We start from the raw sequence: 16,078 nt of genomic DNA, 5'->3' as shown, positions 1-16,078 counted from the left end.
GAAAGGAAAGGAATAAGCATGACCGACTACATCGATGTTGACGTCCGTCCGATCCTGCGCGCAGGTGGCGAGCCGTTCTCGGTCATCATGTCCGCGCTCGATTGCCTCGAACCCGGGCAGGGGCTCCGCCTCTACGCCACGTTCAAACCCGTTCCGTTGTTCGCTGTTATGGCGGACAAAGGATTTTCGCATTCCGCGCAGGCACTCGATGCCGGCGAATGGGAGGTGCTGTTCACGCCAACGGCGACGGCAACGAGACAGAGCGCGCCTGCTTCCGGCACCTCGGACTTCGACGATTGGCCGGAGCCGATCGTCAGGCTCGACAATCGTGACCTCGATCCGCCCGAGCCGATGGTTCGGATCCTCGCGGCTGCCGAGAAACTGGGGCCGGGTGAAACGCTTTCGGCGCTGCTGCGGCGCGAGCCCGTCTTCCTGTTCCCGCAACTCGAGAAGCGTGGATATCACTGGTTGGGTGGATTCTCGCCGGACGGTGCAACTTACGAACTGACCGTCAGGGCACCGTCATGACGAACCAGGTCATCGACCGTATCAGGGATGCGCTGCGCGTCGTGATCGATCCCGAGCTTGGTCACAACATCATCGATCTCGGCTTCGTCTACGACATATCGGTGATCGATGGCGCCGTTCGCATCGTCATGACCGCGACCACCCCGGGATGCCCCGCAATCCGCTTTCTGGAGGAAGGCGCTGCGAACGCGGCCGCGCGGGTACCGGGCGTCCGCTCCGTCGACATTGTGATGACGTTCGATCCGCCCTGGACACCTTCCCGCATCGAGCCGGTCGTCCGGGCCTCGCTCGGATTTGCCGCCGTCAACTGAGGCTGGGCCGGCGAAATGGCGCTTACCATCGAGATCGACCATGCGAAGACGCGCGCCAGGGCCGCCGCAGCGGCATCAGGTCAACCGGTCATGCCCCAGGCCGTCAAGGGACGGATCCGGCGGATCAAGTGGATCATCCTGCTGCTGACGCTTTCGATCTACTACGTCACGCCGCTTCTTCGTTGGGACCGGGGTCCCAATGCGCCGGATCAGGCAGTCCTGCTCGATTTCGCCCACGGACGGCTCTACTTCTTCTTCATCGAGATCTGGCCGCAAGATCTCTATCTGGTCACAGGGCTCCTCGTTCTTGCTTCGACCATCCTGATCCTCACCAATGCACTGGCGGGAAGATTGTGGTGCGGCTTTGCCTGCCCGCAAACGGTCTGGACCGATCTGTTTCTGCTCGTCGAAAGGCTGATCGAGGGAGACAGGCGCCAGCGTCTGAAGAACCTGAACGCCCCGCTTGACGCCAAGCGGACGATTCAGATCGTCGTGAAACATTTCGCCTGGCTCCTGATCTCGCTGGCTACCAGCGGCACGCTGATCTTCTACTTCACCGACGCGCCGGAACTGCTGCGAAGCTTCGCGCGCGCCGACGTTTCGGCCAACGCGCTTGGCTGGATCGTCGTCTTCGCCGGCACCACCTACGGCCTCGCCGGTTTTGCGCGCGAACAGGTCTGCACCTTCATGTGCCCGTGGCCGCGCCTTCAAGGCGCGATCTGGGACCCGGAGGCATTCACCGTCAATTACCGGGACTACCGCGGCGAGCAACGGACGTCGGCCAAGAAGGCCGACGAACTTCGCCTGCAGGGCAAACCGGCGGGAGACTGCGTCGACTGCAATCAATGCGTCGCGGTGTGTCCGATCGGCATCGACATCCGCGAAGGACCGAATTTCGCCTGCATCAATTGCGGACTGTGCGTGGATGCCTGCGATAGCGTGATGTCGAAGCTTGGCCGCCCGCGCGGGCTGATCGACTATGAAAGCTGGAACAATATCGAGCGCGGCCGCCGTGCTGAGCCGCCGGTTTCCCGGCTGGTGCGCCCGAAGACCATCGGCCTGACGGCGGCCTGTCTCGTGTTGACGGCTACGATCGTCTTTTCCTTCATGACCAGGACCAACGCCACGCTTTCGGTCCAGCACGATCGCGATCCCCTGGCGGTCCGGCTGTCGGACGGATCGGTGCGCAACGCCTATACTGTCAAGCTCCTGAACAAGTCATCGGTTGCTCACTCCTACACACTTTCGGTCAGCGGCGTGGACGCCCAGATGGCCATCATCGGCAACGAGAGCCTGGCCCCGATCGAGGTGCCTCCCGACGGCTCCGAAGCCGTCCGCGTCACGCTCACCGCAAATACTCCCCGGGAGGCCGACGTCGTGTTCACCGCGCGCGACGAAAGCGGCACCACGGTTCTTTCCGCGAAAGACAGGTTCGTCGAACGCTGAAGCGCAGCCCATGCGCGCGAAAATCGGGGACGGCCGGTTACTCCGATTGTCGTCAGTTTGCGCTTCATCAAGGTCGGGAAGGCCGCCATCTGCAACATTCCGAATTAAGCCCGGCCCGATCGGAGGTTTAGCCATGCTCTACCGGTTCAACAAGTTCATGCTGATCGCCACCGCCCTGGCGGCGCTCGCCGGCTCCGCGCCGGCGCTCGCTCACGACATCACGGTGAGAGAGGCCTGGAGCCGCGCCACGCCGAAAGGCGCAAAAGTCGCGGGCGGGTATCTCACCATCGAGAACCGGGGGGTGGAGCCTGACCGGCTGCTTTCGGCGTCGAGCGCTGCGGCCGCCAAGGTCGAGATTCATCAGATGAGCATGCAGGATGGCATCATGACGATGCGGCCTCTCGACGACGGTCTGGCGATTCCGGCGGATGCGACGGTGACGCTGGTGCCGGGAGGAGACCACATCATGTTCATTGGGCTGATCGCGCCGTTCGAGGAGGACCAACGGATTGCAGTCTCGCTGAATTTCGAGCGCGCCGGGAAGATCGATGCGAACTTCGAGGTCGGCAGCGTCGGCGCCAAAGGGCCGAGACTGCAAATTGCTTCGATGGAACCTGCCGCGGCAGCGGCGTCTCCGGCGCCGGTCGCGTCAACCGAGGAGCCCTTCTTCACCCACATCTGCGGAACGCGCGTGATGGCCAACGTCACCGTCTCGCCGGGCCGCAGCGGTCCGATCGAGGTCCTGGTGCAGATTGAGGATGGCGACGAGAAGCCTCTCGCGGTCGACGGGCTTTCGGTCACCTTGTCCAATCCCGACAAGGGAATCGCTCCCGTCACCGCGAGGGCCGAGCGCGTGGCGGCCGATAGCTGGCGCGTCCGCATGACGGCCGTCGCAGGCGGGAAGTGGTCGTTGTCGCTTGGCATCGACTTGGCGAAGGACGACCGCGTCGACATTGCGGCCCCGATACTCATCGAATGACGGCGGTCGCGACGGGTATTATGCAATCGGACTCGCCGGACCGCTCTACTGCGTTGTGAACAGCACCACGGCGATGGCGATTGATAGTCCGATGGCGGATACGGTCGCCGTGGTGGACAGGACGCCCATTGCCCTCAGTGCACCGGCAAAGGCGATGATGATGGGTGTGGCGGTAAGCAGGCCTAGTTGTGCGTCGCTCATGTCTCTTGTGTCCTCATTGCTTCAAGGCTCGCCGTATCTAGCGGCTTCGACTGGCCATTGACATTGCGCTTCAGCAAGCAGCGACGTGATAGACGCGACCGCCGTCGTGTTTGCTCGGCGACAAAGACCCTTCTCCGTCGGGGATGATAGGCGTCGACCGGGAGATCGGATGTCGATAGCGGATTGCGAGCGCGAGGAGCCGGGATGGGGTGTCTTTGAAGGACTCCCGGGTGATCCGATGATGTGGGTGCTCGTTTTCAGCGAACTCGTCGCCTTCGGCTTGTTCCTCGGCGCATTCATCGTCACCCGCGCGGTCAGGCCCGCGGTATTCGCGTCGGGACAGACCGCGCTCGACCTGACGCTTGCCGGATGCAACACGGTTGTCCTGGTGACCAGCGGTTGGGCCGCGGCGAAAGGCGCGGCATCGGCGCGGGCTGATGAAGGCTCTCGTGCGCGACTTTGGCTGGTTCTCGCCATGGCGCTTGGCGGCGCCTTCGTGGCGATCAAGCTCGTCGAGTATGCACACGAGATTGGCGCGGGCGTCGGCCTCGAGACGAGTGTGTTCTTCACGTTGTATTTCCTCCTGACCGGCTTCCACCTTCTGCACGTCTGCCTCGGAATCGTCATTCTTGCGGTCGTCTGCCGCCGCGCCGATCCCGCTCATGTGGAGACCGCGACGGTCTTCTGGCACATGGTCGATCTGGTCTGGATCGTGATGTTTCCGATCATCTATCTGGTGCGCTGAAGCATGCGTTACTCACCAGACCGTCTGGATATCACGTTGGTGGCGCTGATTGCGCTTGCTTTCGCGACCATGGCGCTCGCCGGCGTCCCCCGAAATCCGGTGCTCGCCGACGGAACCGTTCTCGTCCTTGCTGCAATCAAGGGCCGCAGGATCCTGCTCGATTACCTCGACTTGCGGACTGCGCCGGCGCTCTGGCGCGGGCTTGCGACCGCATGGCTGATGCTCATCGTCGGCTTCGCCTGGGCCGTGTCCGCCGTCTCGGTCCTGCTGTCCTGACCGTAAAATCCCGGGAACCATCCGGGATCGTCGAGAACCTTGATCCGGCACAAAGAGCGTCGGCCGCTGGTGAATAGATTGCCGCGACCGCAACTACAGCACACGAATCGGAAAGGATCCGTAATGGCTGAACGCCTTACCAAATCGGCGGCCCGTAACGTCTTCTACGGCGGATCGGCCTTTTTCTTCGCGATCTTCCTCGGGCTGACGGCGCACAGCCACTACTACATGGTCACCACATCGACGGACGAGAAGACGCTGACCGACTCGGTGGCGCGCGGCAAGCACGTCTGGGAGAAGCACTCCTGCATCAACTGCCATACCTTGCTGGGCGAGGGCGCGTATTTCGCGCCCGAGGTCGGCAACGTCTGGGATCGCTGGGGCGGCAATGAGGATCCCGCCACCGCCAAGGAAATCCTCAAATCGTGGATGCAGGCGCAACCCTCTGGTGCGCCGGGCCGCCGGCAGATGCCGCAGTTCAACCTCACCGACCAGGAACTCAACGACCTCGCCGACTTCCTGCAATGGACCAATAAAATCAAGACCCAGAACTGGCCGCCGAACAAGGCCGGCTGAGCAGCCCACCCCGACAGCTCGTTTTAGGAACCTCACGATGAAATACGAAACCCAGAAAGTCGCGATGCTGTACTTCTACGGCGCGCTGACGCTTTTCCTGGCACAGGTCGCGTTCGGCGTTCTTGCCGGCACCATCTACGTCCTCCCCAACACGTTGTCCGGTCTCCTGCCGTTCAACATCGTCCGGATGATACATACCAACGCACTGATCGTCTGGTCGCTGATCGGCTTCATGGGCGCGACGTATTATCTTCTGCCGGAGGAGACCGAGACCGAGCTTTTCAGCCCGCTGCTTGCGAAGATCCAGTTCTGGATGTTCTTCGGCGCTGCCGGCGTCGCCGTGGTCGGCTACCTGTTCCAGTACCACGAAGGCCGCGAATTCCTCGAGCAGCCGTTCGCGATCAAGATCGGGATCGTCGTCGTCTGTCTCATGTTCCTCTTCAACGTAACGATGACGGCGTTGAAAGGAAGAAAGACCACGGTCACCAACATCCTGCTGTTTGGTCTTTGGGGCGTCGCGATCTTCTTCCTGTTCGCGTTCTACAATCCGGCGAACCTGGCTCTCGACAAGATGTACTGGTGGTACGTCGTGCACCTGTGGGTCGAAGGCGTCTGGGAGCTCATCATGGCCTCCGTGCTGGCCTTCCTGATGATCAAGCTCAACGGAGTCGATCGCGAGGTGGTCGAGAAGTGGCTCTACGTCATCATCGGCCTCGCGCTGTTCTCCGGCATCCTGGGCACCGGCCATCACTTCTACTGGATCGGCGCGCCCGGCTACTGGCAGTGGATCGGCTCGCTGTTCTCCACGCTCGAGGTCGCGCCGTTCTTCACCATGGTCATCTTCACCGTGCAGATGACCTGGAAGGCAGGCCGCAAACATCCGAACCGGGCAGCGCTTCTGTGGTCGGTCGGCTGCTCCGTGATGGCGTTCCTCGGCGCCGGCGTGTGGGGTTTCCTGCACACCCTGTCCTCGGTGAACTACTACACGCACGGCACCCAGGTGACGGCAGCGCACGGACATCTCGCCTTCTTTGGTGCCTACGTGATGCTGAATCTCGCCGTCATGGCCTACGCGATCCCGCAACTGCGCCAGCGCGCGCCGTACAATCAATGGCTTAGCATGGCAAGCTTCTGGATCATGTGCACGGCCATGATGACGATGACCTTCGCGCTGACCTTTGCGGGCGTGGTCCAGGTTCATCTGCAGCGCGTGCTCGGCCAGAACTTCATGGAAGTGCAGGACCAGCTTGCGATGTTCTACTGGGTCCGACTCGGTTCCGGCGTCTTCGTTCTGATCTCGGCGCTGATGTTCGTGTGGGCGGTTCTGGTGCCGGGCCGCGAACGGCAGACGGTCGCGACGGGCGCGCTGCAGCCGGCCGAATAGGCCTCAGGCGGCCGGTCTTCATTGCGGCCGGCCGCCGCTTCAATGCTGGAGAATTTGACATGAAGGCCGTACTTCACGCCGTCGGAGCATCACCCGAGCTTCCGGCCTACGTCCCGAGCGGCAACGAGTGCACGCTGTTCGAACACGCATGGCGGCGTCGCCTGCCGGTTCTGCTGAAAGGACCGACCGGCTGCGGCAAGACCCGCTTCGTCGCCCACATGGCGGCGCGGCTCGCTTTGCCGCTGCACACCGTCGCCTGTCACGATGACCTCACGGCGGCCGATCTCACCGGACGCTATCTGCTCAAGGGCGGAGACACGGTATGGGCCGACGGTCCGCTGACCCGCGCCGTGCGGGAAGGCGGCATCTGCTATCTCGATGAGGTCGTGGAAGCGCGCAAGGACGTGACGGTGGTGCTGCATCCGCTGACGGACGATCGCCGCATCCTGCCGCTCGAGCGCACCGGCGAGGAGCTGGTCGCGCCGCCGGGCTTCATGCTGGTCGTGTCTTACAACCCCGGTTACCAAAGCCTGCTGAAGGCCTTGAAGCCGTCGACACGCCAGCGCTTCGTTGCGATCGAATTCGGCTTCCTGCCGGCCGAGCAGGAGGTCCAGGTGGTCGCCGCCGAGAGCGGACTTGCGCCGGACCGCGTGCGTCCGCTCGTGGCACTTGCGGGCCGGCTGCGCGCGCTGAAGGGACAGGACCTCGAGGAAGGGGTATCGACGCGCCTGATCGTCTACTGCGCGACGCTGATTTCTGCCGGCATTCCGCTCCTGGATGCCGTGCTTGCCGGCATGATCGAGCCGCTCACGGACGATGCCGACGTCAAGTCCGCGCTGCTCGACGTTGCCCGCGCCGTGATTGGATGAGGCATGCTCGACTTCCTCGAACTTGAGGAAACGGTTGGCCGCGCCTGGCATCGATTGGTGGGGGCCACGGCGAGCTATCCCGTTCATCCCGATGAGGCCGCCACGCTTGCGGAAGTGCAGGGGCAGATCGCGATCATGTTTCGCGCGCTGGGCGGCGAGGCGGGCGTTCAGGTCGCGGGCGCCAAATCGCGAAAGTCCGGTCATCGGCTCGGCTGGCGACAGCGCATTGGGCTTGGCGACGAGAGCATCGACCATCCCGGCCGTGACGGGGCAACTGTTTTCCTGCCGGACCGCATCGCCCTGTTTCCAGACCGCAAGCTCAACGCCATGCTCTATCGTTGGCTGGCAGCGTGGTTCGCCACGGCGCCGGTTGCGACGACCGATGAGATCGACCCGTTGCGGCGCGATCTCGTGACCTTGCGGCGCGCCCGCGAGACGGTCGGAAAAGTCCAGGCGCTATTCCCTGGCCTGGTTCGTCCCTACGAGCGGCTGGCAGTGGCGACGGCGCAGGCGCGCCCGCGCAGACCTCTGCCGCGGGCCGAGCAGGAAGTGGAACGGATCGTGCTGGCGTTGCTCGGCGCCGGGGCGCCTCCGGCGGGCCGGCTGTGGCCGGCCGTGACCGGCGGCGGTGACCTGCCGGCGAAAGCGCCGCCCGGATACCGGCCAATCCTGCCGTGTCCGCTGTGGGGCGATTGCTGGACACGCGAGGCCGTTGCCGCCGAGGGCGGCGACGACGACGCGCCCGTGCCGAGCGACGAGGCCGATATGCCTGACACGCGCAAGCGCCGGGCCGTCCGCGAAGCCAGTGACGGCGACAAGCGCGATCCGTTCATCCTGAACCGTTTCGAGAAGATACTCGCGATGGCGGAGATGGTGAATGTCGATCGCCCGTCCGACGACAGCGAGGACGAGGATGCCCGCAAGGCCGCCGACGACCTCGACGAACTCGCGATCGGCCGCCGCAGCGGCAAGCCAGCGACCAAGCTGAAATTCGACCTGGACCTGCCGCCGGAAGCCGTCGATGCCACACGGCTGAGCAGCGGTCGTCTTTATCCGGAATGGGATTACCGCGCCGGCACTTATCTGCCGGATCATTGCCGGGTGTTAACGGGGCAGGCTTCGGAGACAGGAGAAAGCTGGAACCCGGACGCGGACGTCCTCAAGCACGTCCGTCATGTGCGGCGGCGCTTCGAGGCGCTGCGGCCGCGGCACGAAGTGATGCGCGGCCAGGCCGACGGGTTCGATCTGGATCTCGACGCGCTCGTCCGCGCTAGATGCGATCTGAGGGCCGGCAGCGGCGCGCTCGATCGGGTCCACCTGGCCATGCGGCCGCAAGGGCATGACCTCGCCGCCACGCTGTTGGTCGACGTTTCGCTCTCCACGGACGCGTGGGTCGATGGCCACCGCGTTCTCGATGTGGAAAAGGAAGCGCTGCTTGTCCTCGCGCATGGGCTGTCCGCCTGTGGCGACCATCACAGCATCCTGACCTTCACATCGCGGCGGCGCTCCTGGGTGCGTGTCGAGACCGTCAAGTCGTTCGAGGAGCCGATGGGAGTTGCCGTCGAGCGGCGCATCGGCGCGCTCAAGCCGGGCTACTACACGCGGATCGGCCCGGCGGTGCGCCATGCGGCTGCCGAGCTCGCCCGTCAACCCCAGCGCAAGAAACTTTTGTTGGTGCTTACCGATGGAAAGCCCAACGACGTCGATCATTATGAAGGCCGCTTTGCGGTCGAAGACACCCGCACGGCCGTGCGGGAGGCCCGACGTTCCGGAGTTGCGGTGTTCGGCGTCACGGTCGACGCAAACGCCCAGTCCTACTTTCCCACCTTGTTCGGGGCCGGCGGCTACGCCATCGTCGGCAACATCCGCCGCTTGCCGGCGGCGCTTCCATCGATCTACCGGCAACTGGCCCGCTGAAGCACGGCCGCTTTTGCGCCCTTCCAAGATGCCTGCGGGATTCAGCCTCCATTAACCACGCGATGGCTCTCGATGAAGGCCGGATAGCCCGCGCGCGGACATCCGTTGCGCGCCCATCATTCAAATACAATCGAGTTCATTAGCCCCGAATTATTGCTGTCGGGGGAGGTGCCGGCCCCCGCGTTCGAAAACGGCCAGTTGGATAAAACTGTACCGGTCGGTTTGAGCGGCGGGCAATAGTCTTCCCGCCAGATGCCCCGAGAGCCGCGAGAGGCTCCTTGGGGTGTTTGATGTTTTCACGTGATCTGGCGGCCGGCCCGACAAGCAAAGACGCGATTGACGGCTTCGATGCGATTGCTAATGCGCTCGATCAAGGCCTCGTTTCCGCCAACAGCAGCAGATCAAGGCTTGTCGACTTCCTGGCTATTGCGGCCGGCTGGCTCGTTCTTGGGGCGATTATTCTTTACCCCAGCCTCCAACTTGGTGCGATCGTGATCTGCGCGGCCTTCCTCGGCATGCGCTCGTTCGTACGTATTATCCTTGGGCCAAGCCCGGCCGAAAATCAGCAGCCCGAACGCCAGACGTTGCTGGCGGCCTAACTATTCGGCTCCGGCGCCATCAGCCGCCACGGCCGGCCGTGGCAGGGTAAGGTCGCCCATGTGCACGGGGTATGAGTGCGAAGTCTTATCCCACACGAGGGTCGTGCCGGATATCCGGTGGCTCAGATAAATGCGCACGGCGCGCCAGGTCGCGAAGAAGTTGACGAAATTGCCGACGACAAGCCTCGGCGCGGCCATCAGGGCGTGACGCACATTGTAGATCATGCCCGTGAACGTCATTCGGTTGAACAGCCGCCAGACCAGAAACAGGAAGTTCACAAAGAACAGCCACATCGCCCAATTCTGGTTCAGCAGGGTATAAACAAACTGCTTTTCGGGATCGAAGACTGTCCGATAGAGTTCGAATATCGTCAGATTGGCGAGCGCAAAATAGGCGAGCATGACGGCCGGGCTGGTGATGACGCCCTTCCTGTCACGCGCCAGGAAATACTTGGTCCCGAGAGAGCCTTTCCAGCCGTGCTCATGTGAGCCCTGGAATACGATGCCGAGCAACCAGCGCGCGCGCTGGCGATAGGCGGCTTCCAGGCCTGAGGGAAAGAATTCGCGGGTTGCCACGGGAAGCGACCGGTAAAGAATCCCCGGGTTGCCGCTATCGATGTCGATATCGATCGCATAGTCGGCCGGATAGGCAATGAATGCGGAATTGAACCCGAGCTCCGAGACGCGGAACGCGATGTCATAGTCTTCCGTGAATGACGATGTGCGGAAAGCCTCGCCGTGATTCTGATCGTTGAGGTGCTGGATCGCCTCCCGGCTGAAGCATGCCGAGACGCCGGCACAGGGAATGACGCCGCTGATCCGCTGCCGGACCTCGAGGTCCTTGGTATGCATCTCGGCGAATTCATCCATGTAGAGGCCCGCGATCAACGAGGTGATCGGCCGGGAGAACGAGTAAACCGGCAACTGGATGAAGTCGTGGATGTCGACCAGCTTGTTGAAGAGCTTGAGCTCCAGCGGATGAATGAGGTCTTCGGAATCGTGCATCACGAGTCCCGCAAACCTGATCTTGTGCTCGGCCTCGAACATGAAGATGTCGGAGATCGTCTGGTTCAGGCAGTCGGCCTTGCTGGTTGGACCGTCATGCGGGACCAGAACCATGTGGATGTTCTTGTACAGCCCCTGCGCCTTGCGCACCTCGGCCTGGGTGAGGGGATCGTTCAGATAAACGCCGACAAAGTAATGCGCGTGACTGTAGCGCACGAGCCGGGAGTTCGATGAAAGCATCGAAAAAATGACGTCGTGCTCCTTCCAGCACGGCACCATGATGGCGATCGGGCGCTCGGGGATTTGCTCGAGTATTTCAACGCTCGGCAACTCCTTGGACTTGCTGTCCGCCGTGCCGAGCAGCCTGCTGCTCCAGTACATCAGGTCCACCACGAGATCGTCGATGCTGGAAATCGCGATGATCACACCGGCGATCAGCATCAGGATCTCGACGACATAGAGATATTGGAAGATGAAAGGGATGGCTTGTGTCATTTGTCAGGACGCGTGCTGAAGCTGAACGATATCGGCGGCGCGCGTCTGCGGCGGCAGGCCGAATTGCCGGTAGAGAGCGTCGACGATCCGCTTGCTGGCGTGACCATCTCCATAGGGAAACACCGGCCGGGCCATCCGAGTATATTTCGCCCTGTTGTTGCGCAGTTCGAACAACGCCCCGAAGACCGCTCGGCGGGAAGTCCCGATCAACTCGACAACCCCCGAGGCCACCGCCTCGGGCCTCTCGGTTACATCGCGCAACACCAGAACGGGCTTGCCAAGCGCTGGCGCCTCTTCTTGAAGGCCACCGCTGTCAGTCACGACGCACCATGCATTTTGTATTGCGGCGACGACGTCGCGGTAACTCAGTGGATCGACCAGCCTGATTCGAGGATGTCCCGAAAGAATCTCGATAGCGGTTTCGCGCGCGTTTGGATTGGGATGAACCGGAAAATACACGGCGACGTCGGGGGTGAGATCGACGAAGGCCCTGATCGCGGTGAACGCATCGCGTAACGGCGCGCCAAAATTTTCACGCCGATGCGCAGTGAGGAGAATGGTCCGTAGCCTCGGAAAGTCGGCGGGTAGCGCCGGCCTTGAAGCGGCGACTTCGAGCAACGAGTCGATTACGGTGTTTCCCGAAACGATAATCTTGTCCTGCGCAATGTTCTCGCGCACGAGGTTCTGTGCCGCCGCTGAGGTGGGCGCGCAGTGGAGAGAAGTGGATACGGCGATCGAACGGCGGTGAAATTCTTCGGGGAAGGGCGCGTCAAGGCTTGGCGTGCGCAGCCCGGCCTCCACATGCACAAAGGGAATCTTGCGGTAGAACGCCGCAATCGACGATGCATAGGCGGTGGTCGTGTCGCCCTGGGCCAGAACGCAATCCGGGCGAACGTGCCCGAAATACCGGTCCAGACGGCGAATGAGCAGGCTGGCGAGAGCTGCCGGCGCGTGACAATTACTTCGATGGCGGATCGAGAGGTCAGGGCGGAGGTCGAATTCGGCAAGGGTGCTGTCGAGAAGATCGCTCTGCTGGCCGGACGTTACGACCCGAACGGTCGCCCATGCGGCATCGCGCAGGCGGCGGACGATGGGTGCCACCTTGATGACTTCAGGGCGGGTGCCAATCACAAAAACAAAAGTGCGGACAGGCGTTGAGTTGCTGAAATGCTCTCTGCGTGGGTGATGCATACCGTGCTTTCTAGATCGCATCGTCCCCACGACACGACAACCGGAAATGCCGTTACATCACCACTAAACCCGACGGCACGATTAGGAATCGCCGGCAAATCTAGCCCGCAGCCCTAAACCAGACAATTGATTTAAATGGATTTTCGGAGAATACCGTAGAAGTCCGGAGAAGACTTTGGATGCATGGTAAATGCTCGCACGTTTTTTCTGCGAGAGCATAACGCTTAACCATCAAGCGACGCCCGGAATAGATTTTTTGACCGGGGCGAAGGCGATCCGGTTGGGGCAGCGTGCACCGTTACGGATCATGCAATCGCCAGGGCCAGTTAGTTAATTCTGGTTTCGCTTTACAAGAGGCATTTGTGAATTGGTCGTCTGCAAACCACCGGCGTTCATGCCCCGGTTGTGAAGAGAGCGGTCGGGCGGACGCCCCAAAGAAATGATGATGTCGAGTTCTGCCCTGCGAACCTCTTTGCGAAGCTGCTGAACCTCGAGATAGGTTTTTGCAATATCGATCGGCATAAATGTGATCTCAACCCAGCAACCCGAATTGAATTATAAACTTATCAGTCGGGTCACAACGTAACGATGAAACCGGCAATGGCGTACGAGTGCTATGCCATACAAATGGGCTTGCCTGGTATCGGTGATTTTACCGGCGCTGCGATAGCCGGTGGAAGACTCGACGCTTGCGGGCTGCCGCTATTTACCGCAGGACGCCCTGTTTTACCGCAAAGGCAAAACGATCGACGAATGTCTCAAGGCCGTCTCGTTGATATCCCTCGAGATTCTCGGCGGCCGAGCGAAGGGAGGGGTGCGGCCGCTGCTCAATCGCGTCCAGGTCCGCGGAAACCGCCTCAAGGGCGTAACGCAATCGTCGCAAATCGGAACTAAGTTTTTTATCCACGGCCGCCACCGTTGGAAATAGAATTAATCAATTAAAGTTTAAAGCTAGAATATAATATTGCGGCCGTCAATGCCCAGGGGAAAAGTATCAGCGATTTTAGGGCCTTACCCCGTAAAATCCCGGCTCCTCGCGATTTGATCCGGCGAACGCGTGACATGAAGGTGTCATCCCACTTTTGCAGTCGCTGCCCATGATCCGACCGACGCGACCCGCGTCGCATCGATGCCAATTGAAAAACAAAACATCGGTCATCGGCAATATGGACAGGAGAGTTTCGTGAGACGATCGTTTCAGACAGCAGCGATAGCGTTGCTGTTCGCCACGGCATTTACGCCGGCGCAAGCCGTGGTGGTGGGTACGGCCAACCCGAATCCCCTTAACACCAATTCGGCGCCGTTCGGCAGCGCCCAGTCCGGCTACATCTATCAGCAGGTCTATGACGACAGCGCTTTCAGTTCGGCGCTCGCGATCAGCGAGCTGACCTTCTATAACAAGGTCAATCCCGGCGGCACGCCGAATTCGGGAAGCTTCCGGATCTATCTGGCTGAGACGACTCAGCAGGTCGGCGCAATCGCCAACAACATTCCGGATTTCGCCTCAGCCACATTGGTGTTCGACGGTCTGGCGCCCTCGGTTGTCAATGGCGAACTCGATTTCCTGTTATCGACGGCGTTCAAATACGATCCGTCGAGCGGCAAGAATCTGCTCATGATCGTAACGAATTGGGGTCTCAGCTCGTCGAACTCTCCACTGTACCTCGATTCCGACACCACCAACACTGTGACGAGCTCACGCCAGTATAGCGGTCCAAACGGACCCGGTGGCAATCTGAGCACCGGCCTCGTCACCGGCTTCAACGAGCATGTCGCGGCCGTTCCCGAGCCGTCGACCTGGGCGATGATGATTCTCGGCTTTGTCGGTGTTGGATTCCTGACTTACCGACGGCGATACGGCGCCAACGCGGCTGCCTGATCGCATCGCATATTGACCTGGAACGCGAAGGCCGCCTTACAGGCGGCCTTTTCGCGTGTTGCGCGGGACCGCCTGCCACGCCTTTGCTTATGAGCTGGTGTATCGCCACACGCTGGCTTCGTAGCCATCGATGACTTGCGTGGTGTGGGTAAACTCCTCGAGCTGACGCAACGGCTCGATGATCTTGCGCGCCACCAGCACGGTGTTGGGTTCGGCGTTCTTCTGCATGTGCCCGGCGACGTCGATGACGCGATCGGAGATCGTCTCGAGGGGAGTCGAGTCGTCGAAATAAACCAGGCCCGCGTTCACGCCGCAACGAACGGCGAAATCCGCCTTGGACAGTTTCACCTCGCGGTTGAACACCTTGAGGCTCTTGATGACGTCCTTGCCTGATTGGCAGGCGTCCTCGACATGGGCAAAGCACGCCATCACGCCGTCGGGCGTCCATGCCGTCTTCAACACGCCCCTGGCGCGAAAGATGCGCTCCACGAGCTTCCGATACTCTTCGAAGTCATATTGGATCGAAGCGGGATCTTCTCCAGCCTTCATCCCCGCCGAGCCGACCACATCGATGGCAAGGAAGGCGACTTCGCGGCCGAACGTGTCGAGCTTCTTCTTGGTCTCGGCAAATACCCGCAACAACTCCTGGCGGTTCACGGCCTTGCCGCTTTCCGCCATTCGCAGCGTTGTTTCCAGCTCGGCGTCGAGCCTGGAGCCCGGCTTCACGCCCTCTTTCCGGCGCCAAGCCTGGGCCGACTTCCGTAACAGCCGCCGGCTCTGGGCGGCTTGCGAGCGCTGGGCGAGGGCGCCCGAGAAAATAGTGACGGCAATGGCGAGGCCGATCAGGATCCAGTCGGATCGATCGCTGCCCGCAATGTTGGTCGGCACATATCGATGCAGCACCGGCACCGATTTACTGAGAATGTATTCGCGCGCCTCGAACAGCTTCGCCGGAACCGTTGCGTTTCTTGGATTGTCGAACAGGACAAACAGCTTCGGGCCCAGCAGAACAATGATCAGGGCAAATGTTGCAACGCCTAGAAGTTTCCTGAGTCCAAACAGCACGTGAACCAGGATCGATTTAGGAGCTTCATGATGAACCACTTTGATTGTCCCCGGGCTGAGCGGGCGAGACGGCTCAGCCAGCCGCCCGATCGGCTTATAGCTCGCCATCCGCTTGAGTGGCAAATCACCCCGCGCGGTCAGGGGCATAGTCCTCGAGATCGCGTCGGCGGCGTTGCTGTCAGGTCGATGGCGGCTTTTCGTCCGCGCCGGCAGCGACCGGCCCCAGGGCGGACATCGCCGCCGCCTTCAAGCGGATCGGATCGCGTTCGCCGTCGCCGGCCACCTTCAAGATCGTTGCAGCGAGTGATCGAAGCTGCTGGTCCGATACCGGTTCGGGCAAGGAAGCTTCGGCACCTTCCAAGGCCTTCGACATCAGCTCGATCGTTTGCGGACCAAAGGAGGGGCCGCCAAATTTGCCGTGGTCCAGCTCCTCGATAATCTGACGGGCCTTTGCGCGCTGGCCGGCTTCCTCAGCCTCGAGATTCGTCGCGGCATTCTGCGAAGCTTCGGGCTTCGTATCGGACGCAGAACTCCCGCCTGGGTGCATGAGCTTTTCAGGCACAAACAGTTCAAGAGCAAATTTCAAGGTGTCTCGAAATCTCATCTTGCTTC

The 16,078-nt window shown here is 61.5% G+C and carries 19 protein-coding genes; 13 read left to right on the top strand and 6 right to left on the bottom strand.

What is annotated here, in order from left to right; genetic code table 11:
• The first annotated feature begins 18 nt into the window (after positions 1 to 18).
• From V1292_RS33350 to V1292_RS33335, 4 genes are all read left to right on the top strand, one after another.
• Complete coding sequence (locus tag V1292_RS33350; RefSeq protein ID WP_334376809.1) at positions 19 to 528, top strand: DUF2249 domain-containing protein; 510 nt, start codon at positions 19 to 21, stop codon at positions 526 to 528.
• The gene (locus V1292_RS33345; RefSeq protein ID WP_334376808.1) at positions 525 to 839 is read left to right on the top strand and encodes a metal-sulfur cluster assembly factor; all 315 of its coding nucleotides are present in this window, start codon (positions 525 to 527) and stop codon (positions 837 to 839) included. Before V1292_RS33350 ends, V1292_RS33345 begins: the two co-directional genes overlap by 4 nt.
• 15 nt (positions 840 to 854) lie before the next feature.
• Positions 855 to 2,285 (top strand): cytochrome c oxidase accessory protein CcoG, encoded by a 1,431-nt coding sequence (gene ccoG / locus V1292_RS33340; RefSeq protein ID WP_334376807.1) that lies wholly within the window; start codon positions 855 to 857, stop codon positions 2,283 to 2,285.
• A 133-nt stretch (positions 2,286 to 2,418) separates the two neighbouring features.
• Positions 2,419 to 3,264, top strand: a complete 846-nt coding sequence (locus tag V1292_RS33335; protein WP_334376806.1) for a copper chaperone PCu(A)C — start codon at positions 2,419 to 2,421, stop codon at positions 3,262 to 3,264.
• 45 nt (positions 3,265 to 3,309) lie between these two features.
• Here V1292_RS33335 and V1292_RS33330 read toward each other — a convergent pair whose 3' ends face one another.
• Positions 3,310 to 3,465 (bottom strand): hypothetical protein, encoded by a 156-nt coding sequence (locus tag V1292_RS33330; RefSeq protein WP_334376805.1) that lies wholly within the window; start codon positions 3,463 to 3,465, stop codon positions 3,310 to 3,312.
• Between the two features lie 169 nt (positions 3,466 to 3,634).
• Between V1292_RS33330 and V1292_RS33325 the strand changes: the two genes are divergently transcribed.
• The 7 genes from V1292_RS33325 (at position 3,635) to V1292_RS33295 (ending at position 9,831) form a co-directional block, all read left to right on the top strand.
• Positions 3,635 to 4,210, top strand: a complete 576-nt coding sequence (locus V1292_RS33325; RefSeq protein WP_334376804.1) for a cytochrome c oxidase subunit 3 family protein — start codon at positions 3,635 to 3,637, stop codon at positions 4,208 to 4,210.
• Positions 4,211 to 4,213: 3 nt separating this feature from the next.
• On the top strand, positions 4,214 to 4,486 hold the full coding sequence (locus V1292_RS33320; RefSeq protein ID WP_334376803.1) for a cytochrome C oxidase subunit IV family protein: 273 nt from the start codon (positions 4,214 to 4,216) through the stop codon (positions 4,484 to 4,486).
• 123 nt (positions 4,487 to 4,609) lie between these two features.
• On the top strand, positions 4,610 to 5,062 hold the full coding sequence (locus V1292_RS33315) for a c-type cytochrome (RefSeq protein ID WP_334376801.1): 453 nt from the start codon (positions 4,610 to 4,612) through the stop codon (positions 5,060 to 5,062).
• 37 nt (positions 5,063 to 5,099) lie between these two features.
• Positions 5,100 to 6,446, top strand: a complete 1,347-nt coding sequence (locus tag V1292_RS33310; RefSeq protein WP_334376800.1) for a cbb3-type cytochrome c oxidase subunit I — start codon at positions 5,100 to 5,102, stop codon at positions 6,444 to 6,446.
• A gap of 59 nt (positions 6,447 to 6,505) precedes the next feature.
• Positions 6,506 to 7,315, top strand: coding sequence for a CbbQ/NirQ/NorQ/GpvN family protein (locus V1292_RS33305; RefSeq protein ID WP_334376799.1), 810 nt, complete (start codon positions 6,506 to 6,508; stop codon positions 7,313 to 7,315).
• Positions 7,316 to 7,318: 3 nt separating this feature from the next.
• A complete protein-coding gene (locus V1292_RS33300; protein WP_334376798.1) occupies positions 7,319 to 9,232 on the top strand; it encodes a nitric oxide reductase activation protein NorD in 1,914 nt (637 codons plus the stop codon).
• 290 nt (positions 9,233 to 9,522) lie between these two features.
• Positions 9,523 to 9,831, top strand: a complete 309-nt coding sequence (locus tag V1292_RS33295) for a hypothetical protein (RefSeq protein WP_334376797.1) — start codon at positions 9,523 to 9,525, stop codon at positions 9,829 to 9,831.
• Here the strand turns inward: V1292_RS33295 and V1292_RS33290 are convergent, their stop codons facing one another.
• The 3 genes from V1292_RS33290 to V1292_RS33280 form a co-directional block, all read right to left on the bottom strand.
• Positions 9,832 to 11,331: a glycosyl transferase family protein gene (locus tag V1292_RS33290; protein ID WP_334376796.1), complete on the bottom strand. Its 1,500-nt coding sequence runs from the start codon at positions 11,329 to 11,331 to the stop codon at positions 9,832 to 9,834. It abuts the gene before it with no gap.
• 3 nt (positions 11,332 to 11,334) lie between these two features.
• Positions 11,335 to 12,522, bottom strand: coding sequence for a non-hydrolyzing UDP-N-acetylglucosamine 2-epimerase (gene wecB, locus V1292_RS33285; protein ID WP_334376795.1), 1,188 nt, complete (start codon positions 12,520 to 12,522; stop codon positions 11,335 to 11,337).
• 330 nt (positions 12,523 to 12,852) lie between these two features.
• Entirely contained in the window at positions 12,853 to 13,044 is a 192-nt protein-coding gene (locus V1292_RS33280; protein WP_334376794.1) for a hypothetical protein, read from the bottom strand.
• A gap of 151 nt (positions 13,045 to 13,195) precedes the next feature.
• On the opposite strand from V1292_RS33280, the gene V1292_RS33275 reads away from it, so the two are divergent.
• Positions 13,196 to 13,450, top strand: a complete 255-nt coding sequence (locus V1292_RS33275) for a hypothetical protein (protein ID WP_334376793.1) — start codon at positions 13,196 to 13,198, stop codon at positions 13,448 to 13,450.
• A gap of 255 nt (positions 13,451 to 13,705) precedes the next feature.
• Complete coding sequence (locus V1292_RS33270) at positions 13,706 to 14,401, top strand: PEPxxWA-CTERM sorting domain-containing protein (protein WP_334376792.1); 696 nt, start codon at positions 13,706 to 13,708, stop codon at positions 14,399 to 14,401.
• Positions 14,402 to 14,488: 87 nt separating this feature from the next.
• Here the strand turns inward: V1292_RS33270 and V1292_RS33265 are convergent, their stop codons facing one another.
• On the bottom strand, positions 14,489 to 15,505 hold the full coding sequence (locus V1292_RS33265; RefSeq protein ID WP_334376791.1) for a hypothetical protein: 1,017 nt from the start codon (positions 15,503 to 15,505) through the stop codon (positions 14,489 to 14,491).
• A 139-nt stretch (positions 15,506 to 15,644) separates the two neighbouring features.
• On the bottom strand, positions 15,645 to 16,052 hold the full coding sequence (locus tag V1292_RS33260) for a hypothetical protein (protein WP_334376789.1): 408 nt from the start codon (positions 16,050 to 16,052) through the stop codon (positions 15,645 to 15,647).
• Positions 16,053 to 16,078: the final 26 nt, after the last annotated feature.

Source organism: Bradyrhizobium sp. AZCC 1719 (assembly GCF_036924525.1).
Classification (GTDB): domain Bacteria; phylum Pseudomonadota; class Alphaproteobacteria; order Rhizobiales; family Xanthobacteraceae; genus Bradyrhizobium.
This window is presented reverse-complemented; position numbering and strand designations above follow the sequence as displayed.